The organism is Cohnella sp. SGD-V74 (genome assembly GCF_003001675.1).
Classification (GTDB): domain Bacteria; phylum Bacillota; class Bacilli; order Paenibacillales; family Paenibacillaceae; genus Cohnella.
In genome coordinates this window covers 18,732-37,599 of record NZ_PVYW01000031.1, presented here as the reverse complement: position 1 = coordinate 37,599, position 18,868 = coordinate 18,732, and the positions used below count along the sequence as shown (strand labels likewise).

The following is an 18,868-nucleotide window of genomic DNA, read 5'->3' as shown; positions in this document are numbered from 1 at the left end:
CGATGAAGGAGGGCTTGCTCCTTGTTAGACGTCAATAACTTTGAGTTTATGAAGATCGGTTTGGCTTCCCCCGACAAGATCAGATCGTGGTCCAGAGGCGAAGTCAAGAAGCCGGAGACGATAAACTACCGGACGCTGAAACCGGAAAAAGAAGGCTTGTTCTGCGAGAAGATTTTCGGACCGACCAAGGACTGGGAATGTCATTGCGGCAAGTACAAGAGAGTGCGTTACAAAGGCGTCGTCTGCGATCGCTGCGGCGTCGAAGTCACGCGGGCGAAAGTGCGCCGCGAGCGGATGGGGCATATCGAGCTGGCCGCTCCGGTATCGCACATCTGGTATTTCAAGGGCATTCCTAGCCGTATGGGGCTGGCGCTGGATATGTCTCCTCGTTCCCTCGAGGAGATCATCTACTTCGCTTCCTATGTCGTAACGGATCCGGGCGACACGCCTCTCGAGAAGAAGCAATTGCTCTCCGAGAAGGAATACCGCAGCTACCGCGACAAGTACGGCTACGCGTTCCATGCAGGCATGGGCGCGGAAGCGGTCAAGAAGCTGCTGCAGGACATCGATCTCGACCGCGAGCTGGAGACGCTCAAGGAAGAGCTGCGCACGGCTCAGGGCCAACGCCGCAACCGCGCGATCAAGCGTCTGGAAGTCATCGAATCGTTCCGCAACTCCGGCAACCTGCCGGACTGGATGATCCTCGACGTGCTTCCGGTTATTCCTCCGGAGCTGCGCCCGATGGTTCAGCTGGACGGCGGACGCTTCGCGACGAGCGACTTGAACGACCTGTACCGCCGCGTCATCAACCGGAACAACCGGCTGAAGCGCCTGCTCGACCTCGGAGCTCCGGACATCATCGTGCAGAACGAGAAGCGGATGCTCCAGGAAGCCGTCGACGCCTTGATCGACAACGGCCGCCGCGGCCGCCCGGTAACGGGCCCGGGCAACCGTCCGCTCAAATCCCTCAGCCACATGCTGAAAGGGAAGCAAGGCCGTTTCCGTCAGAACTTGCTCGGTAAACGGGTCGACTACTCCGGACGTTCCGTTATCGTTGTAGGTCCGAGCCTGAGAATGTACCAATGCGGTCTCCCTAAGGAGATGGCGCTGGAACTGTTCAAGCCTTTCGTCATGAAAGAGCTGGTGCTCAAAGGTCTGGCCCACAACATCAAGAGCGCGAAGCGCAAAGTCGAACGCGTGAGCCCCGAAGTGTGGGACGTGCTGGAAGAAGTCATCAAGGAACACCCGGTGCTTCTGAACCGCGCTCCGACGCTGCACAGACTGGGCATCCAAGCTTTCGAGCCAATTCTGGTCGAAGGCCGCGCGATCAAGCTTCACCCGCTCGTCTGTACGGCGTACAACGCCGACTTCGACGGCGACCAGATGGCCGTTCACGTGCCTCTGTCGGCAGAAGCCCAAGCGGAAGCGCGCTTGCTGATGCTGGCCGCGGGCAACATCTTGAACCCGAAAGACGGCAAGCCGGTCGTTACTCCGTCTCAGGATATGGTACTCGGTTGCTACTATCTGACGATGGACAACAACAAGGCTTACGGTTCCGGATTCAAATTCGCGAACGTCAACGAAGCGGTCTCCGCTTACCAACGCGGTACGGAAGGGGTTTCCCTGCACGCACGCGTCGTTATTCCGGTGAAAGAGCTGAAGAAGAAAACCTTCACGCCGGAGCAGCAGGAAGCGCTCATCGTCACGACGATCGGCAAAATCATTTTCAACGAAATTTTCCCGGACACGTTCCCTTACATCAACGAGGCGACGAAAGAAAACCTCGTTAAAGGTACACCGGATAAATATTTCATCTACGAAAAAGGCGCGGACATCTCGAAGTTTATCGAGGACCCTGCCGTTCCCGGAGCCGTCGGCAAAGAGTATCTGGGCAACATTATCGGCGAATGCTTCCGCATTTACCATACGACCCAGACGTCGGTCATCCTGGACAACATCAAGCAGCTCGGCTTTACGTACTCGACTCGCGCGGGCATTACGATCGGCGTATCCGACGTTATCGTTCCTCAGGAGAAGCAAGAAATTCTGAAGAAGTCGGAGGAGCGCGTCAAAGTCGTTACGACCCAATACCGTCGCGGTTTGATCACGAACGAAGAACGCCGCGATCGCGTTATCGAGATCTGGAGCAAGACGAAGGACGAGATTACGGACATTCTGATGAAGTCGATGGATCGTTACAACAGCATCATGCTGATGGTCGATTCCAAGGCGCGGGGCAACAAATCGCAGATCACCCAACTGGGCGGTATGCGGGGTCTGATGGCCAACCCGTCCGGACGGATCATCGAATTGCCGATCAAGTCGAACTTCCGCGAAGGTCTGACGGTCTTGGAGTACTTCATCTCCACCCACGGCGCGCGGAAAGGTCTTGCCGATACGGCTCTTCGTACCGCCGACTCGGGTTATCTGACTCGTCGTCTCGTCGACGTCGCTCAGGACGTAATCGTTCGCGAGGACGATTGCGGCACGGATAAAGGCATTACCGTCTCCCGGATCGAGGACGGCAAAGAGGTCATCGAAGATCTGTTCGACCGGATCGAAGGCCGCTACGCGTTCGAGACGATCCGTCATCCGGAGACGAAGGAAATCATCGCGCATCGCAACGATCTGCTCGATACGCCTAAGGCCGAAGAGATCGTTCGCGCGGGCATCAAGAGCATTCAGATTCGTTCCGTGCTTAGCTGCCGCGCCCGTCATGGCGTATGTAAGCTCTGCTACGGACGCAACCTGGCGACAGGCAAGCAAGTCGAGATCGGCGAATCGGTCGGTATCATCGCCGCTCAATCGATCGGCGAACCGGGAACGCAGCTCACGATGCGTACGTTCCACACCGGCGGCGTCGCCGGAGACGATATCACCCAAGGTTTGCCGCGTATTCAGGAGCTCTTCGAAGCGCGCAATCCGAAAGGTCAAGCGATCATCTCCGAGCTCGACGGCGTCATCAAGGAAATTCGCGAGACGAAGGATCGCCGCGAGATCGAATTGCAGGGCGGAGCGGAATCGAAGATCTATCCGGTCAGCTACGGCTCCCGCATTCGCGTTGTCCAAGGCCAGCAGGTCGAAGCGGGCGACGAATTGACGGACGGCTCCATCGATCCGAAAGAGATGCTGCGCATCAAAGGTATTCGCGGGGTGCAGAACTACATTCTGCAAGAGGTTCAGCGCGTATACCGGAACCAGGGCGTTGAGATCAACGACAAGCATATCGAGGTCATGATCAAGCAGATGCTTCGCAAGATCCGCATCGTCGATCCTGGCGACACGACGCTGCTCCCTGGAGCATTCGTCGACTTGCACGAGTACGAAGCGGCTAACCGCGAAGCGATCCTGTCCGACAAGGAGCCGGCGGTTGCCCGTCCGGTACTGCTGGGCATTACGAAGGCGTCCCTCGAGACCGATTCGTTCTTGTCTGCGGCGTCCTTCCAAGAGACGACCCGCGTTCTGACCGATGCCGCGATCAAGGGCAAGGTCGACCGCCTGCTCGGCCTCAAGGAGAACGTCATTATCGGGAAGCTCATTCCGGCAGGTACCGGGATGGCTCGTTACCGCAACATCAAAGTCGTCTCCCCGTTTGACGAGCAAACGGACGAAACGGCGGAGCTGGAACCGGTCGGCGTGGAATAACATCAATTGTCACAGAAGCGGATACCGGCAGCGGTATCCGCTTTTTTTGATGGATGGCGTGTCCAGCAAGCACGCATCTTCTAGCCAGCGAGAGTCTGGTTGCGGGAGGACCAAGCCTACGCGTAAGAAGTCGAAGAGTCTAAGGCGATTGAGTCGTGTTGCAGCCGGCAAACGGAGGGCTGGCGAGTCTGCAACCTCGCTCAGCCGTGTTGCAGCGGCAAACGGAGGGCCGGCGAGTCTGCAACCCTGCTCAGTCGTGTTGCAGCCGGCAAACGGAGGGACAACGAGTCTGCAACCTCGCTCAGCCGTGTTGCAGCCGGCAAACGGAGGGCTGGCGAGTCTGCAACCTCGCTCAGTCGTGTTGCAGCGGCGAGCGGTGGACCAGCGAAGCTTGCAGGTCGGCCGTATCGGGTTAAAACAGCCGCGTGGCGAATGTTCTAACGGTAAGTCGGCTGCATCGGCTTCGATTGTTGTTGCATTTTATTTCTGAAACGCTCTAGTCGAACAACGGCGCGCCAACGGGACGCCGACGGAGACGGAAGAGGAAGGAGGCGTCTTCATGCCAAATAAGCCGATCGTCCGGCTTGAGGAAGTCCGGCGAAGCTTCGCCGGTCGCATCGTGCTGGACAAGCTGTCGCTGGAGATCGGGCGGGGGGAAGTCGTTGCCTTGCTCGGGAGCAACGGATCGGGCAAGAGCACGTTGCTCAAGGCGCTAAGCGGACTGAGCGCCCTGGACGGAGGCGCCAGATTGGCGAGCATACCGCCGAATCGCATCGGATTTGCGCCGGACGGCTTCCCCAGGCTGCGTCACTCCGCGAGGGAATATTTGCTCGCAATGGCGAAAATCCGCGGTATGGAGCCGCAGGCGGCGAACGGGATCATCGACAATCTGTTCGAGCTGTTTCGGCTTCAATCGACAGAGAGGCAGCGGCTCGCAGATCTCTCCAAAGGAAATCTGCAGAAGGTTAATCTGATGCAGGCGCTGCTGGGAAGCCCGGAATTGCTTCTGCTCGACGAGCCGTTGTCGGGGCTGGATTCGCGAACGCGCGCCGAACTGACGGACGTTCTGCTGCAGCTTAAGGAAGAGGGCGCGACGATCGTCTTCTCGACGCACGAGCAGATGCTCGTAGAGCGACTCGCGGATCGGGTTGTACGGCTTCGGGACGGGACTGCAGAGCAGACCGCCGTTCGAGCGGGCTCTGTGCCGTGCAAAATCGCGGAGTTCGAGTTGGCCGACGAGGAGACGGATCGGGTGTGCGCGGTTTCGGATGGGATCATTGCGAGGTATAGAATAAGAGGAGGCTGGGGCTGCCGCATCGAAGCGGTCCGGTGCGACGCTTTCCTTCGCGCCGTTCTGGCGGCGAACGGATCGATTCGCTCGGTTCGGAACGCCGATGGGGACGCCGAACGCCGGCCGTTCGTTGATGGGGGATAATCGATGCTGGGCATTATGGCATTCTCGTTTAAGCATTACACGCGGACTTATAGATACGTCGGACCGATGCTGTTTTTCGGAATCGCACTGTTTTTTATTTATAGCGTCGTGCCCAATCCCGTCATGCCCAGCTATTCGTTAACGGCGACCTTGACGTTCCTCTTCGCCGCTTGGCTCGGCTTCGGTTACGTAGACGCGGAAGATGTGACGCAGCAGATGATCGGCTCGCTTCATGCGGGAGGACAGACGAAATACTACGCCGCGCGAGCGTCGGTGATCGCCTTCTGGACCGTCTGCTTGTCCGTCGTCGCCGTCGCGTATCCGATTCTGTTCGACAAATTCGACAGGCAGCCCGAGACCGGAGAAGCGCTGGCCGCGTTAATTGGCCACGCCGGACTGGGAATGGTTGGGGCGGCAGTCTCCTATCTGTTTACCAGCAAGCTCGTCCCGAAGCTCAGCTATGCGATCATAGGACTCTTGCTGACGGTCGCCCTATCGTTGGCCGCAGGAGGCATTGCGGATGCGCTGCCCGGTTCGCTGGCGGGGTTGATCTGGCTGCTTCCGCCCGTATTTCCGTTAATGGACGCGTTCAACCGGCACGAGGAAATCTCAGCAGGTTACCAATCTATCGTCCTTGCCGCTCCGTGGGCGTATGCGGGCATCCTGTTCGGTCTCTTTCTTAAACTGATGGACCGGAAAAAAATGTAGTCGGCGCGGAGGACAAGCATCTTCGCAAAGCGGAAATCTAGGTTCTTGACACAGCATTTTCGAAGTGATAATATGTTCTAGTGTGTGCCAGAGGTACGTCGTTCAGACGTGCCGAGACCGGTGCGGACTTAGGCGATGGTGAGCTATTATCGGCCGTTGATTTATCGAGCCGATTGAGAATAGGAATAACGGGTTTGATGCGGTTGCCGCGGATGCGGGTGTTCCGGTCGAGCCCTTTCTCGCCTCTCAAAATGAACCACCTGGATCTGTGGGCTTCGCAGTTCGCGTCGATCCGATCGCTTATTTTTCTTATTTGTACCCATCATGGGAAGGGGGTGGCAGCATGCCAACAATCAACCAGCTCGTTCGCAAAGGACGTCAATCGAAGGTCGTAAAATCGAAATCGCCGGCGCTTCAAAGAGGTTTCAACGCTCTCAAACGCGTGGAAACGGATCTGAGCGCTCCTCAAAAACGCGGGGTTTGCACCCGTGTAGGTACGATGACGCCGAAGAAACCGAACTCCGCTCTTCGTAAATACGCTCGTGTTCGTCTGACGAACCGCGTAGAGGTGACCGCCTACATCGGAGGAATCGGCCACAACCTGCAAGAGCACAGCGTCGTTCTTGTTCGTGGAGGCCGGGTTAAGGACCTTCCGGGTGTTCGTTACCACATCGTTCGCGGAGCTCTGGATACCGCTGGAGTGAACAACCGCAAACAAGCTCGTTCCAAATACGGAACGAAGAGACCGAAAGTCAAAAAATCCTAATCCGCAAGGGGCGGCTAAGCCGGCCCGAGCGTCATGAATGAGAAAGGAGGAACCTTGATGCCACGCAAAGGACCGGTTCCGAAACGGGACGTACTCCCGGATCCGCTGTACAACAGCAAACTGGTAACTCGCCTTGTCAACCGTATTATGATCGACGGTAAGAGAGGCGTAGCGCAACAGCTTCTGTATGATGCTTTCAAGTTGATTCAAGAGCGCTCCGGCAAAGAGCCGATGGAGGTTTTTGAAGCAGCGATTAAGAATATCATGCCGGTGCTTGAAGTTAAAGCTCGCCGCGTAGGCGGCGCGAACTATCAAGTTCCGATCGAAGTTAAACCTGAGCGCCGCACGTCCCTTGGACTGCGCTGGCTCGTGAACTACGCCCGCAACCGCGGCGAGAAGACGATGGAAGAGCGTCTGGCTGCAGAAATTCTGGATGCTTCCAACAACACGGGAGCAGCCGTCAAGAAGCGCGAAGACACTCACAAAATGGCGGAAGCGAACAGAGCGTTCGCTCACTACCGCTGGTAATTATCGCGAAGCTAGACATTTTGAAGGGAGACTGTATCAATGGCTAGAGAGTTCTCCTTGCAAAATACGCGCAACATCGGGATTATGGCGCACATTGATGCGGGTAAAACCACGACGACTGAACGGATTTTGTTCTACACCGGACGCGTTCACAAAATCGGCGAAGTGCACGAAGGCGCCGCTACGATGGACTGGATGGAGCAAGAGCAAGAGCGCGGCATTACGATTACGTCTGCCGCGACGACCGCTCAGTGGAAGGGTCACCGTATTAATATTATCGACACTCCGGGTCACGTTGACTTTACGGTAGAAGTCGAGCGCTCCCTGCGCGTATTGGATGGGGCCGTTGGCGTATTCAGCGCCAAAGAAGGCGTAGAACCGCAATCCGAGACGGTATGGCGTCAAGCCGACCGTTACGGCGTACCGCGGATCGCGTATGTTAACAAGATGGACATCATCGGCGCGGACTACTTGAATGTCGTCAAAGACATGAGAGAACGTCTGAACGCGAACGCCGTGGCGATCCAACTGCCGATCGGAGCCGAAGATACGTTCAAAGGCATGATCGACCTGGTTGAACAGGTTGCTTATATCTATAAGGACGATCTGGGTAAAGATCCGGAGACGGTGGCAATTCCTGAGGAGTACGCAGCGCAAGTAGAAGAGCTTCGCAACGAACTCGTAGAGAAAGTTGCCGAGCTGGATGAAGAGCTGACGATGAAATACCTCGAAGGTGAAGAACTCACCGTCGAAGAGATCAAAGCGGCTCTGCGCAAAGGCGTCTGCGAAGTGAAAATCTTCCCGGTCGTCTGCGGTTCCTCCTATCGCAACAAAGGCGTTCAGCCGATGCTGGACGCGGTTGTCGCTTACCTTCCTTCTCCGGTTGACGTTCCTGATATCAAGGGCGTTCTGGATGACGGAACGGAAACGACGCGCAAGTCTTCCGACAACGAACCGTTTGCGGCGCTTGCGTTCAAAATCATGACCGACCCTTACGTGGGCCGTTTGACCTTCTTCCGCGTATACTCCGGCGTACTGAACTCCGGTTCTTATGTCGTCAACGCGACGAAGGGCAAGCGCGAGCGCGTAGGCCGTATTCTTCAAATGCACGCGAACAGCCGTCAAGAAATCAGCGAAGTTTACTCCGGTGACATCGCTGCTGCCGTCGGTCTGAAAGACACGACGACGGGCGACACGCTGTGCGACGAGAAGAATCCGGTTATCCTCGAGTCCATGAACTTCCCTGAGCCGGTTATCCAACTCGCGGTTGAGCCGAAAACGAAGGCCGACCAAGACAAGATGGGTATCGCTCTGCAGAAGCTGGCCGAAGAAGATCCTACGTTCCGTGCTCACACGGACGAAGAGACTGGTCAAACGATCATCTCCGGGATGGGCGAGCTTCACTTGGAAATTCTCGTTGACCGTATGCTTCGCGAATTCAAAGTCGAGACGAACGTCGGTAAGCCGCAGGTTGCCTACCGCGAGACGTTCCGCACGGCTGCGAAAGTCGAAGGCAAGTTCGTTCGTCAATCGGGCGGACGCGGTCAATACGGCCACGTCTGGATCGAGTTCGAACCTCAGGAGCCGGGTGCCGGCTTCGTGTTCGAGAACAAGATCGTCGGCGGCGTCGTACCGCGCGAATATATCGCTCCGGTACAAGCCGGTATCGAAGAGTCGATGAAGAACGGCGTATTGGCCGGCTTCCCGCTCGTCGATATCAAAGCAACGATCTTCGACGGATCCTACCATGACGTCGACTCCTCGGAGATGGCGTTCAAAATCGCCGGATCGATGGCGCTTAAAGCAGCGAAGGACAAATGTGATCCTGTGTTGCTCGAGCCGATCATGAAGGTTGAAGTAACGGTTCCCGAAGAGTACTTCGGCGACGTTATGGGTATGCTGAGCTCCCGTCGCGGACGCATCGAAGGATCGGATATGCGTTTCGGCGCACAGATCGTTCGTGCGAAGGTGCCGTTGGCAGAGATGTTCGGATACTCCACAACTCTTCGTTCCGGTACGCAAGGTCGCGGCGTATTCTCGATGGAGCTTTCGCACTACGAAGAAGTGCCGAAATCCATCTCGGAAGAAATCGTGTCCAAGAGCAAGGGCGGCGCGTAAAGCTTTCCAGAAAGCGGACGGACGAATCGTCAGCTAACGCGGCGGTTCCCCGTCATCAAATAAAATCAAATCCTTTTACTCATTAAGGAGGAACAGTATCAATGGCTAAGGCTAAATTCGAACGTACAAAACCGCACGTTAATATCGGTACGATCGGTCACGTTGACCACGGCAAAACGACGACGACTGCTGCAATCACTTCGGTATTGAACAAAAAATACGGCAGCGGTGCTGCTGTAGCATTCGACCAAATCGACAAAGCTCCGGAAGAGCGCGAGCGCGGCATCACGATCTCCACGGCTCACGTTGAGTACGAGACGCCTAACCGTCACTACGCTCACGTTGACTGCCCTGGACACGCCGACTACGTTAAAAACATGATCACGGGCGCTGCTCAAATGGACGGCGCAATCCTGGTCGTATCCGCTGCTGACGGCCCAATGCCGCAAACGCGCGAGCACATCCTGCTCTCCCGCCAAGTAGGCGTTCCTTACATCGTCGTATTCTTGAACAAATGCGACATGGTTGAAGACGAAGAGTTGCTGGAACTGGTTGAAATGGAAGTTCGCGACCTGCTCAACGAGTATGAGTTCCCGGGCGACGACACTCCGATCATCCGCGGCGCTGCTCGTGAAGCTCTGGCTAACCCGGACGGCCCTTGGGCTGACAAAATCATCGAGCTGTTCGACGCTATCGACAGCTACATCCCGACTCCTGAGCGCGCGACTGACAAGCCTTTCTTGATGCCGGTCGAGGACGTGTTCACGATCACGGGCCGCGGTACGGTTGCTACTGGCCGTGTTGAGCGCGGTATCATCAAAGTCGGCGACGAAGCCGAAATCATCGGTCTGCAAGAAGAAACTCGCAAATCCGTTGTTACGGGCGTTGAGATGTTCCGCAAATTGCTGGACCAAGCTCAAGCTGGCGACAACATCGGCGCATTGCTTCGCGGCGTTGACCGTAAGGACATCGAGCGCGGTCAAGTAATCGCTAAGCCAGGTTCCGTTAAGCCTCACACGGAATTCACGGCTCAAATCTACGTCCTGACTTCCGCTGAAGGCGGCCGTCATAAGCCTTTCTTCACGGGCTACCGTCCGCAGTTCTACTTCCGGACGACGGACGTTACGGGTATCATCAACCTGCCGGAAGGCACGGAAATGGTTATGCCTGGCGATAACATCACGGTTACGGTTCAACTGATCTCCCCGATCGCTATCGAAGAAGGCACTCGCTTCGCTATCCGCGAAGGCGGCCGTACGGTAGGCGCGGGCGCAGTTGCTTCCATCCAAAAGTAAGAGCTGCAAAGCGCAAACTGTCCAGGGCATTCGCCCTGGACAGTTTTTTTTCTTCTATTATATAGTGATCGTTTAGTAAGCGAAGAACTTGGAAGTGCACAGGCTCGTTGCCAGTCCCCCGGAAGCGATCGTCGCGATGGATAGAAACAGCGTGTCGAGCGAAAACAAAAAGCCGCCGACGGCGATGACCAGCGCGTCCATGATGAGGATGAGAATGCCGACGTTGATTTTGACTTTTTTCGCGAGCAGCTTGGCCAACAGATCGACTCCGCCGGTGCTCGTGTCGAATTTTAACAGAAGTCCGAATCCAATCCCGATACAGGTTCCTCCCGCAATCGATGCGGCGAACGGGTGGAGCGCGATGATCGAGCCGAACGGATTGTACGGATCGAGCAGATCAACTGCGTAGGACAGGAAGACCATCCCGAACAAGCTGTGGAAGAAAAACGTCCTGTCCTTGAACCACGTATAGACGAAGACGGGCAGACTGCATGCCATCAAGATGATTCCGACTTTAACGCCGAACAAGTAATTGGAGATTAACGCGATTCCGATAAAACCTCCGTCCAGCACTTTGAGCGGCATAACGAAGAAATCGATACCGAAGGCGATCAGCAGGCATCCGATCACGATTACGGCGACTTTGCGAAACGAGAACAACACCGATCATCCCTTTCACTCCCAGCCTGTCTTATTTATATGGAAAAGACAGGCGGAGAATGACGTTTAACTGGAAAAAGGGGGAAAATCGATTTTCGTTAATGCGTCCGCATGGAGTCATCGTAAGGATCGAGGTACAGCTTGTTCTGGGAATCGACTTGCGCCAAGTAGATTTTGTCGGGGGACGTTCCGATTTGTTTCAGCTTGGCGGCCAGCCAATCGCGATTCAACCCGATGCGCTTCAGGGAATCCTCGAGAATCTTGCCGTCCATGATGACGGACATGCTGAACTTCTCCGGAGAGACGGGCAGATTGATATCGGAGGGAGTGAGCGGCTGATGCTCTTTCTTGAGCAGAACGTTCAGCTCGCCGCTCGTATCCATAATTGCGAACTCGACCTGGGAGACGTCGAAAATGTCTTTCGTGCGCAGCAGCTCCAGCAGCTCGTCGGAAGTGATCCGTTCCCTTTTCATGTTGGCTTCAAGAATCTTTCCGTTCTGAATAATGATCGTCGGTTTGCCATCCAGCAGCTCGCGAGCCTTTTTGCTCTTCACTTGCAGAAACTCGATGCCGAGCGACATGCTGACCCAGACGGATAGAGCGACGACTCCGAGAATCCAGTTCGTGTCGGTATCCAGCGACAGGTAGGCGGCCAAGTTGCCGATCGAGATCCCGGTTATGTATTCGAAGAGCGAGAGCTGGGAAATCTGCCGCTTGCCCAGTATCCTTGTCATGATAAAAAGAATGATGACTGCCATGACGGTACGCAGAGAAACCTCCAACCAAGCCGGCATCGTTTAGTCCTCCTCGAATCGAAATTTTGGCCGCAGCGGCGCACCTTTTAGTTTTTCCACCGGTTTTGAAAATTATTTGTTGCAATCGTTTGGGCAGATCGCTATAATAGTGAATGTTGGTCTGTGACTGTGCGATGATGTGAGAGGTTGCCGACACACCCGGCCCCTTTGCCATAAGGGCGGCCAACGGTGCAAGTCGGGTTATTCTCACGGAGTATGTCCGATTCCAAAATTGGGCGAATGAAGGAGGGAATTCTATGGCAAAGCAAAAAATCCGCATCCGTTTGAAAGCCTACGATCACCGTATCCTCGATCAATCCGCGGAGAAAATCGTAGAAACGGCAAAACGTACCGGTGCAGGCGTCTCGGGTCCGATCCCGCTGCCGACCGAAAAGCAGATCATCACGATTCTGCGTGCGGTCCACAAGTACAAGGACTCGCGTGAACAGTTCGAAATGCGTACGCACAAGCGTTTGATTGATATCGTCAATCCGACGCCGCAAACGGTAGACGCGCTGATGCGCCTTGACCTGCCGTCTGGCGTCGATATCGAAATCAAACTGTAATAAAGCTTAAAGCCAATCAGATTCATCAAGAAAAGAGGTGTCAACATGTCAGGAATCTTGGGACGTAAACTCGGAATGACGCAAATCTTCGCAGCGGACGGCAGCGTAGTGCCTGTTACTGTAGTAGAAGCGACTCCGAACATCGTATTGCAAAAGAAAACTGCGGACAACGACGGATACGAAGCAGTTCAGCTCGGCTTCGCGGACAAACGCGAAAAGCTGGCTACCAAACCCGCGATCGGCCACGCTAAGAAGGCAGGCACGGGCCCCAAGCGCTTCATCCGCGAAGTTAGCGGAATTACGCCGGCAGAAGTTGAGGTTGGTCAGGAACTTAAAGTTGACCAGTTCTCCGAAGGCGATATTGTTGACGTAACGGGGATTTCCAAAGGTAAAGGAACCGCCGGTGCGATCAAACGTTGGGGCTTCCAACGCGGTAAAATGACGCACGGTTCGAAATACCACCGCGGTAACGGTTCGCTTGCGACGATTCGCGACGCCAACCGCGTGCCGAAGGGCAAGAAAATGCACGGTCGCATGGGCGGCGAGTCGATCACGGTTCAAAACCTGGAAGTCGTCAAAGTCGACGCAGAGCGCAACGTGCTTCTGATCAAGGGCTCCGTACCGGGTGCTCGCAACAGCTATCTCAAAATCCGCTCCGCGGTGAAGAAATAATTCGTAACGTAAGAGGAAAGGAGGACCACTCATGCCGAAAGTATCCGTATTTAACGTAGACGGCAAAGAAGTCGGACAATTGGATCTGGCAGAAGGAGTATTCGGTTTGGAACCGAACCTGCACGTTCTGCACAGCGCCGTATTGCTCCAGCAAGCTGCCGTTCGTTCCGGCACGCACGACACGAAAGGACGTTCGGAAGTGCGCGGAGGCGGACGCAAGCCTTGGAAACAAAAAGGAACCGGCCGCGCTCGTCAGGGCAGCATCCGTTCGCCGCAATGGAAAGGCGGCGGCATCGTCTTCGGACCGACGCCACGCAGCTATGGCTTCAAATTGCCTCGTAAAGTTCGTCGTTTGGCCATCAAATCCGCTCTGTCCAGCAAAGTTGTGGATAACCAACTGATCGTTCTGGATCAACTGAGCCTGGCCCAACCGAAAACGAAGGAATTCGCGAAAATCTTGAACAACCTCAAAGTATCCCGCAAAGCGCTTATCGTAACTGCGGACTACGAAGAGAATGTGGCTCTGTCCGCCCGCAACATCCCAGGCGTGAAGTTCGTCGCTGCCGACGGAATCAACGTCCTCGACGTGATCAAGCACGATCAGTTGATCATCACGAAGGATGCGGTCGCTAAAGTCGAGGAGGTGTTCGCGTAATGAGAAACCCTCGCGATCTGATCAAGCGTCCGGTAATTACCGAACGTACGAGCGAATTCATCGAACAGCGCAAATACGTGTTCGAAGTTGAGCTGAAAGCTAACAAAACGGAAATCAAACAAGCCATCGAGCAGATCTTCAAAGTGAAGGTCGTTGGCGTAAATACGCTCAGAATGCCTGCCAAGCCGAAGCGCTACGGCAGACACAGCGGTTACACGTCCGAATGGAAAAAAGCGATCGTGCAGCTTTCCGAAGACAGCAAGCCGCTGGATTTCTTTGAAGCTTCCGTATAATCCAGTCTCTAAAGTAAGGAGGGAATCCAATTGCCAGTCAAAAAGTTTAATCCGACAACGGCAAGCCGTCGTCAAATGACGATCGCGACGTTCGAAGAGATTACGACGAACGAGCCCGAGAAATCGTTGCTCGCGCCGCTCTCCAAACGCGCAGGCCGTAACCACCAAGGTAAAATTACCGTTCGTCATCACGGCGGCGGACATAAGCGTAAATACCGGATTATCGACTTCAAGCGCACGAAGGACGGCATTCCCGGCCGCGTGGCTACGATCGAATACGATCCGAACCGTACGTCTTATATCGCTCTGATCAACTATGCGGACGGTGAGAAGGCTTATATCATCGCTCCGAAAGGCCTCAAAGTCGGCGACGTAATTACGTCCGGACCTGATGCCGACATCAAAGTGGGCAACGCTCTTCCGCTGGAGAACATTCCGGTCGGTACGGTTATCCACAACATCGAGCTGAAGCCAGGCAAGGGCGGACAACTTGTTCGCGCAGCCGGCACGAGCGCTCAACTGCTCGGTAAAGAAGAATCTTACGTTACGATTCGTTTGACTTCCGGCGAGATTCGCCGCATCCTGAAAACTTGCCGGGCAACGATCGGCACGGTCGGCAACCAAGACCACGAGCTGATCAACATCGGTAAAGCAGGACGCAATCGCTGGTTGGGCAAACGCCCGATCGTCCGCGGTGTCGTCATGAACCCGAACGACCACCCGCACGGCGGTGGCGAAGGACGCGCGCCAATCGGTCGCAAATCCCCGCTTTCTCCTTGGGGTCAGCCTACTCTGGGCTACAAAACGCGCAAGAAGAAAAAAGCTTCGAGCAAATATATCGTTCGCCGCCGCAGCAAGTAATCGATACTTGCTTGCCGGCACGGACGTGGAACTCTCATGCTGGTTTGAAGGGAGGAGCATTCCATGGGTCGCAGTTTGAAAAAAGGACCTTTCGTGGACGGATATCTGCTTAAGAAAGTAGAAGAGCTGTCCGGTTCGAACAAGAAAGCCGTCATCAAGACGTGGTCCCGTCGCTCGACGATTTTCCCGCAATTCGTGGGTCAGACGTTCGCGGTATACGACGGCCGCAAGCACGTGCCGGTTTATGTGTCCGAAGACATGGTCGGTCACAAGCTGGGCGAATTCGCGCCTACGCGCACGTTCAAAGGTCATACGGACGACGACAAAAAAACGGGCAAGCGATAATTTAACCCTACGAAGTGCGATCAGGCCCGAACGCTAACCGCGCTCGGAGCGATCGTCACGAGACGTACGTAAGGGAGGAGGTACACCGATGTCTCAGCAAGCGAAAGCTGTCGTGAATAACATTCGCATTCCGGCGCGCAAAGTCCGCCTGGTCGTGGACTTGATCCGCGGCAAGAAGGTCGGAGACGCCATCGCGATTCTGCGTCATACGCCTCGTTCGGCCTCTCCGGTTCTGGAGAAACTGCTGAACTCCGCGATTGCTAACGCCGAACACAACTATCAGCTCGACGTGAACAAATTGGTCGTTTCCGAAGCCTTCGTTAACGAAGGACCAACCATGAAACGGTTCCAGCCTCGTTCCCAAGGTCGCGCATTCAGCATTTTCAAACGCTCCAGCCATATTACGCTGGTCGTATCCGAGAAATAAGGAGGGACAACGTGTGGGTCAAAAAGTAAATCCCGTCGGTCTTCGCATCGGCATCATTCGTGACTGGGAATCCAAGTGGTATGCGGACAAAGATTTCGGCTCCCTCCTCATCGAGGACGTCAAAATCCGCGAATTCCTGAAGAAGAAGCTGAAAGAAGCCGCGGTTTCCAAAATCGAGATCGAACGTGCGGCCAACCGCGTCAACGTTACGATTCATACGGCTAAGCCAGGCATCGTTATCGGCAAAGGCGGCTCCGAAGTCGAAGTGCTTCGCGGCCAACTGACGAAGCTGACGAACGGCAAGAAAGTGCACATCAACATTTCCGAAATCAAAAACCCTGAACTGGACGCTGTCCTCGTTGCCGAGAGCATCGCGCAACAACTGGAACGTCGCGTTTCTTTCCGCCGTGCGATGAAACAAGCGATTCAACGCACGCAGCGCGCAGGAGCAAAAGGAATCAAGACTTCCGTTAGCGGCCGTCTGGGCGGAGCGGAAATTGCTCGTCAAGAAGGATACAGCGAAGGAACGGTGCCTCTGCACACGCTTCGCGCTGACATCGATTACGGAACGGCGGAAGCTCATACGACTTACGGCCGCATCGGCGTAAAAGTATGGATCTACCGCGGCGAAGTCCTTCCGACGAAGAAAAGAGCTGCCCAGGAAGGAGGCAACTGATCATGTTGGTCCCTAAACGCGTCAAACACCGCAAAGTACACCGCGGTAAAATGAAAGGTCGCGCCAAAGGCGGCACGGAAGTGCACTTCGGCGAATACGGCCTGCAGGCACAGGAAGCTTCTTGGGTAACGAACCGTCAGATCGAGGCTGCTCGTATCGCGATGACTCGTTACATCAAACGGGGCGGTAAAGTCTGGATCAAAATCTTCCCTTCGAAACCGATCACCCAAAAGCCTCTCGAGGTACGGATGGGTAGCGGTAAAGGTAACGTAGAAGCATGGGTTGCCGTTGTGAAACCGGGCAAAGTAATGTTCGAGCTCGCAGGGGTATCCGAGGAGATCGCACGCGAAGCAATGCGTCTCGCCGCGCACAAGCTGCCGGTTAAGACGAAGTTTGTGAAACGTGAAGAACTGGGTGGTGAAGCAAATGAAAGCCAGTGAATTTCGCAACCTGACATCGGCGGAACTCGAGCAGAAGATCGCCGGCTTCAAGGATGAACTGTTCAACCTCCGCTTCCAACTGGCTACCGGCCAACTGGACACCCCGCATCGTCTTGGCGAACTGCGGAAAGAAATCGCTCGGGCCAAAACCATTTTGCGCGAGCGTGAACTCGGCATCGGCTAAAACCCGGGAAAAGGAGGATGACCATGAGCGAACGCAACAATCGCAAAGTGCAAATCGGCAAAGTCGTCAGCGATAAGATGGACAAAACGATTGTGGTAGCTGTTGAGACGTACAAGAAGCACAGCCTGTACCACAAGCGGATCAAATACACGAAGAAATTCAAAGCGCACGACGAGAACAACGAAGCGCAAATCGGCGACACTGTGAAAATCATGGAGACCCGCCCGTTGTCGAAAGACAAAACATGGCGCTTGGTCGAAATCGTCGAGAAAGCCGTTCTGGCTTAAGTCGACGCACCCGTTACTGAAAGGAGGACCTTGCGATGATTCAACCGTTTACGCGTCTGAAAGTTGCCGACAACTCCGGCGCGAAAGAATTGATGTGCATCCGCGTGCTTGGTGGTACAGGACGCCGCGTAGGACATATCGGTGATATGATCGTATGCTCCGTTAAACAAGCAACACCAGGCGGCGTTGTCAAAAAAGGCGACGTAGTCAAATGCGTTATCGTTCGTACGAAACGTTCGGTACGCCGCAGAGACGGATCCTACATCGCGTTCGACGAGAACGCGGCCGTAATCGTTAAAGAAGACAAGAGCCCACGCGGCACCCGGATCTTCGGACCTGTTGCCCGCGAGCTTCGCGAACGTGACTTCATGAAAATCATTTCCCTGGCACCCGAAGTTCTGTAAGACTCCGGAGCGCACCGATGGAGAAACACTCAAGGAGGTGTACCCATGCCCCGTCTGAAAAAAGTGCTGGAATCGCACAACAATAAACTGCACGTGAAGAAGGACGATAACGTCATCGTCATCTCCGGCAAAGACAAAGGCAAGAAAGGCCGCATCATCGCCGCCTATCCGCGCGAGAATCGCGTTCTTGTCGAAGGCGTGAACATGATCAAGCGTCATACTCGCCCGAATCCGCAAAACCAACAAGGCGGTATCATCGAACGCGAAGCGGCAATTCACGCTTCGAACGTCATGCATATCGATCCTAAGAGCGGCAAGCCGACTCGTATCGGTTACCAAACGCTCGATAACGGCAAGAAAGTCCGGGTCGCAAAACGTTCCGGAGAATCGATCGACTAATCGGAGTAACAACGGAAAGGAGGTCATTGTGACTCATGGCAGCAAGAATGAAGGAACGTTTCCTGAATGAAATCACTCCTGCGCTGATGCAGAAGTTTAGCTACAAATCCGTCATGCAAGTGCCGAAAATCGAGAAAGTCGTCATCAACATGGGTGTCGGCGAGGCGGTTTCCAACTCCAAAATCATCGATTTCGCAGTTGAAGACATGCAGAAGATTTCCGGTCAAAAGCCTGTAGTTACGCGGGCCAAGAAATCGATCGCGGGCTTCCGTCTGCGGGAGAACTTGCCGATCGGCGTCAAGGTTACGCTGCGCGGCGAACGGATGTACCACTTCCTGGATAAGCTGTTCAACATTTCTCTTCCACGCGTGCGCGACTTCCACGGCGTATCGACCAAATCGTTCGACGGCCGCGGGAACTACACGCTCGGTCTGAAAGAGCAGCTGATCTTCCCGGAGATCGAATACGATAAGATCGATAAAGTTCGCGGGATGGACATCGTCATCGTCACGACGGCACAATCGGACGAAGAAGCGCGTGAGCTGCTCACCCAATTGGGTATGCCGTTTGCGAAGTGACCCTGGTCGTCGACTTCGTCGACTGCTCGCCTGGTCGGGAACTTCGTTCCCTGCTCGGCCATGCATCCAGGGGTATGCGTCCTACGATACCCCGTCAATAGCAAAAGGTTACCTAATGGAGGTGTGAAAGCA

At 55.1% G+C, this 18,868-nt stretch carries 23 protein-coding genes; 21 read left to right on the top strand and 2 right to left on the bottom strand.

All coding sequences use genetic code 11. The features are described from left to right. Positions 1-21 precede the first annotated feature (21 nt). From rpoC to tuf, 7 genes are all read left to right on the top strand, one after another. The gene (rpoC, locus tag B0G52_RS32705) at positions 22-3,645 is read left to right on the top strand and encodes a DNA-directed RNA polymerase subunit beta' (RefSeq protein ID WP_094050637.1); all 3,624 of its coding nucleotides are present in this window, start codon (positions 22-24) and stop codon (positions 3,643-3,645) included. Between the two features lie 559 nt (positions 3,646-4,204). After that, positions 4,205-5,080, top strand: a complete 876-nt coding sequence (locus tag B0G52_RS32700) for an ATP-binding cassette domain-containing protein (protein WP_094050636.1) — start codon at positions 4,205-4,207, stop codon at positions 5,078-5,080. A 3-nt stretch (positions 5,081-5,083) separates the two neighbouring features. After that, the gene (locus B0G52_RS32695) at positions 5,084-5,788 is read left to right on the top strand and encodes a hypothetical protein (protein WP_094050635.1); all 705 of its coding nucleotides are present in this window, start codon (positions 5,084-5,086) and stop codon (positions 5,786-5,788) included. A 343-nt stretch (positions 5,789-6,131) separates the two neighbouring features. Further along, entirely contained in the window at positions 6,132-6,554 is a 423-nt protein-coding gene (gene rpsL / locus B0G52_RS32690) for a 30S ribosomal protein S12 (RefSeq protein WP_094050634.1), read from the top strand. Between the two features lie 57 nt (positions 6,555-6,611). Then, complete coding sequence (gene rpsG / locus B0G52_RS32685; RefSeq protein WP_094050633.1) at positions 6,612-7,082, top strand: 30S ribosomal protein S7; 471 nt, start codon at positions 6,612-6,614, stop codon at positions 7,080-7,082. 39 nt (positions 7,083-7,121) lie between these two features. Next, a complete protein-coding gene (gene fusA, locus B0G52_RS32680; protein ID WP_094050632.1) occupies positions 7,122-9,200 on the top strand; it encodes an elongation factor G in 2,079 nt (692 codons plus the stop codon). Positions 9,201-9,301: 101 nt separating this feature from the next. Next, positions 9,302-10,495 (top strand): elongation factor Tu, encoded by a 1,194-nt coding sequence (gene tuf / locus B0G52_RS32675; protein WP_094050631.1) that lies wholly within the window; start codon positions 9,302-9,304, stop codon positions 10,493-10,495. A gap of 72 nt (positions 10,496-10,567) precedes the next feature. On the opposite strand, the gene B0G52_RS32670 is transcribed toward tuf, so the two are convergent. Together B0G52_RS32670 and B0G52_RS32665 are read right to left on the bottom strand one after the other, a co-directional pair. Further along, entirely contained in the window at positions 10,568-11,155 is a 588-nt protein-coding gene (locus tag B0G52_RS32670; protein ID WP_094050630.1) for a YitT family protein, read from the bottom strand. A 98-nt stretch (positions 11,156-11,253) separates the two neighbouring features. After that, on the bottom strand, positions 11,254-11,949 hold the full coding sequence (locus B0G52_RS32665; RefSeq protein ID WP_094050629.1) for a DUF421 domain-containing protein: 696 nt from the start codon (positions 11,947-11,949) through the stop codon (positions 11,254-11,256). A gap of 257 nt (positions 11,950-12,206) precedes the next feature. On the opposite strand from B0G52_RS32665, the gene rpsJ reads away from it, so the two are divergent. From rpsJ to rplE, 14 genes are all read left to right on the top strand, one after another. Then, complete coding sequence (gene rpsJ / locus B0G52_RS32660; RefSeq protein ID WP_027087350.1) at positions 12,207-12,515, top strand: 30S ribosomal protein S10; 309 nt, start codon at positions 12,207-12,209, stop codon at positions 12,513-12,515. Between the two features lie 45 nt (positions 12,516-12,560). Next, positions 12,561-13,187 carry a 50S ribosomal protein L3 gene (gene rplC, locus B0G52_RS32655; RefSeq protein WP_094050628.1) on the top strand — a complete coding sequence of 209 codons (627 nt, stop codon included), beginning with the start codon at positions 12,561-12,563 and terminating at the stop codon, positions 13,185-13,187. 31 nt (positions 13,188-13,218) lie between these two features. Continuing rightward, on the top strand, positions 13,219-13,842 hold the full coding sequence (rplD, locus tag B0G52_RS32650) for a 50S ribosomal protein L4 (RefSeq protein WP_094050627.1): 624 nt from the start codon (positions 13,219-13,221) through the stop codon (positions 13,840-13,842). Then, complete coding sequence (rplW, locus tag B0G52_RS32645) at positions 13,842-14,135, top strand: 50S ribosomal protein L23 (protein WP_094050626.1); 294 nt, start codon at positions 13,842-13,844, stop codon at positions 14,133-14,135. The genes rplD and rplW overlap by 1 nt, the downstream gene beginning before the upstream one ends. Before the next feature lie 30 nt (positions 14,136-14,165). Further along, the gene (gene rplB / locus B0G52_RS32640) at positions 14,166-14,996 is read left to right on the top strand and encodes a 50S ribosomal protein L2 (RefSeq protein ID WP_094050625.1); all 831 of its coding nucleotides are present in this window, start codon (positions 14,166-14,168) and stop codon (positions 14,994-14,996) included. A 63-nt stretch (positions 14,997-15,059) separates the two neighbouring features. Next, positions 15,060-15,341 carry a 30S ribosomal protein S19 gene (gene rpsS, locus B0G52_RS32635; RefSeq protein WP_094050624.1) on the top strand — a complete coding sequence of 94 codons (282 nt, stop codon included), beginning with the start codon at positions 15,060-15,062 and terminating at the stop codon, positions 15,339-15,341. An 88-nt stretch (positions 15,342-15,429) separates the two neighbouring features. Beyond that, the gene (gene rplV / locus B0G52_RS32630) at positions 15,430-15,768 is read left to right on the top strand and encodes a 50S ribosomal protein L22 (protein ID WP_094050623.1); all 339 of its coding nucleotides are present in this window, start codon (positions 15,430-15,432) and stop codon (positions 15,766-15,768) included. 13 nt (positions 15,769-15,781) lie between these two features. Beyond that, entirely contained in the window at positions 15,782-16,444 is a 663-nt protein-coding gene (gene rpsC, locus B0G52_RS32625; RefSeq protein WP_094050622.1) for a 30S ribosomal protein S3, read from the top strand. A gap of 2 nt (positions 16,445-16,446) precedes the next feature. Then, on the top strand, positions 16,447-16,884 hold the full coding sequence (gene rplP / locus B0G52_RS32620; protein ID WP_094050621.1) for a 50S ribosomal protein L16: 438 nt from the start codon (positions 16,447-16,449) through the stop codon (positions 16,882-16,884). Continuing rightward, positions 16,871-17,068: a 50S ribosomal protein L29 gene (gene rpmC / locus B0G52_RS32615; protein ID WP_094050620.1), complete on the top strand. Its 198-nt coding sequence runs from the start codon at positions 16,871-16,873 to the stop codon at positions 17,066-17,068. The genes rplP and rpmC overlap by 14 nt, the downstream gene beginning before the upstream one ends. A gap of 23 nt (positions 17,069-17,091) precedes the next feature. Further along, entirely contained in the window at positions 17,092-17,355 is a 264-nt protein-coding gene (gene rpsQ / locus B0G52_RS32610; protein WP_094050619.1) for a 30S ribosomal protein S17, read from the top strand. 35 nt (positions 17,356-17,390) lie between these two features. Then, complete coding sequence (gene rplN / locus B0G52_RS32605; protein WP_094050618.1) at positions 17,391-17,759, top strand: 50S ribosomal protein L14; 369 nt, start codon at positions 17,391-17,393, stop codon at positions 17,757-17,759. A 45-nt stretch (positions 17,760-17,804) separates the two neighbouring features. After that, on the top strand, positions 17,805-18,158 hold the full coding sequence (gene rplX, locus B0G52_RS32600; RefSeq protein ID WP_094050617.1) for a 50S ribosomal protein L24: 354 nt from the start codon (positions 17,805-17,807) through the stop codon (positions 18,156-18,158). Positions 18,159-18,193: 35 nt separating this feature from the next. Then, entirely contained in the window at positions 18,194-18,736 is a 543-nt protein-coding gene (rplE, locus tag B0G52_RS32595) for a 50S ribosomal protein L5 (RefSeq protein WP_094050616.1), read from the top strand. Positions 18,737-18,868 lie beyond the last annotated feature (132 nt).

Excerpts from the sequence above, each read along its gene's own strand:
- rpsL (WP_094050634.1), top strand. The coding sequence starts at position 6,132 with ATGCCAACAATCAACCAGCTCGTTCGCAAAGGACGTCAATCGAAGGTC.
- rpsJ (WP_027087350.1), top strand. The coding sequence starts at position 12,207 with ATGGCAAAGCAAAAAATCCGCATCCGTTTGAAAGCCTACGATCACCGT.
- tuf (WP_094050631.1), top strand. The coding sequence starts at position 9,302 with ATGGCTAAGGCTAAATTCGAACGTACAAAACCGCACGTTAATATCGGT.
- B0G52_RS32700 (WP_094050636.1), top strand. The coding sequence starts at position 4,205 with ATGCCAAATAAGCCGATCGTCCGGCTTGAGGAAGTCCGGCGAAGCTTC.
- rpmC (WP_094050620.1), top strand. The coding sequence starts at position 16,871 with ATGAAAGCCAGTGAATTTCGCAACCTGACATCGGCGGAACTCGAGCAG.
- B0G52_RS32695 (WP_094050635.1), top strand. The coding sequence starts at position 5,084 with ATGCTGGGCATTATGGCATTCTCGTTTAAGCATTACACGCGGACTTAT.
- rplP (WP_094050621.1), top strand. The coding sequence starts at position 16,447 with ATGTTGGTCCCTAAACGCGTCAAACACCGCAAAGTACACCGCGGTAAA.
- rplE (WP_094050616.1), top strand. The coding sequence starts at position 18,194 with ATGGCAGCAAGAATGAAGGAACGTTTCCTGAATGAAATCACTCCTGCG.
- rplC (WP_094050628.1), top strand. The coding sequence starts at position 12,561 with ATGTCAGGAATCTTGGGACGTAAACTCGGAATGACGCAAATCTTCGCA.
- rplD (WP_094050627.1), top strand. The coding sequence starts at position 13,219 with ATGCCGAAAGTATCCGTATTTAACGTAGACGGCAAAGAAGTCGGACAA.
- fusA (WP_094050632.1), top strand. The coding sequence starts at position 7,122 with ATGGCTAGAGAGTTCTCCTTGCAAAATACGCGCAACATCGGGATTATG.
- rplW (WP_094050626.1), top strand. The coding sequence starts at position 13,842 with ATGAGAAACCCTCGCGATCTGATCAAGCGTCCGGTAATTACCGAACGT.
- rpsG (WP_094050633.1), top strand. The coding sequence starts at position 6,612 with ATGCCACGCAAAGGACCGGTTCCGAAACGGGACGTACTCCCGGATCCG.
- rplN (WP_094050618.1), top strand. The coding sequence starts at position 17,391 with ATGATTCAACCGTTTACGCGTCTGAAAGTTGCCGACAACTCCGGCGCG.
- B0G52_RS32665 (WP_094050629.1), bottom strand. The coding sequence starts at position 11,949 with ATGCCGGCTTGGTTGGAGGTTTCTCTGCGTACCGTCATGGCAGTCATC.
- rpsS (WP_094050624.1), top strand. The coding sequence starts at position 15,060 with ATGGGTCGCAGTTTGAAAAAAGGACCTTTCGTGGACGGATATCTGCTT.
- rpsQ (WP_094050619.1), top strand. The coding sequence starts at position 17,092 with ATGAGCGAACGCAACAATCGCAAAGTGCAAATCGGCAAAGTCGTCAGC.
- rplX (WP_094050617.1), top strand. The coding sequence starts at position 17,805 with ATGCCCCGTCTGAAAAAAGTGCTGGAATCGCACAACAATAAACTGCAC.
- rplV (WP_094050623.1), top strand. The coding sequence starts at position 15,430 with ATGTCTCAGCAAGCGAAAGCTGTCGTGAATAACATTCGCATTCCGGCG.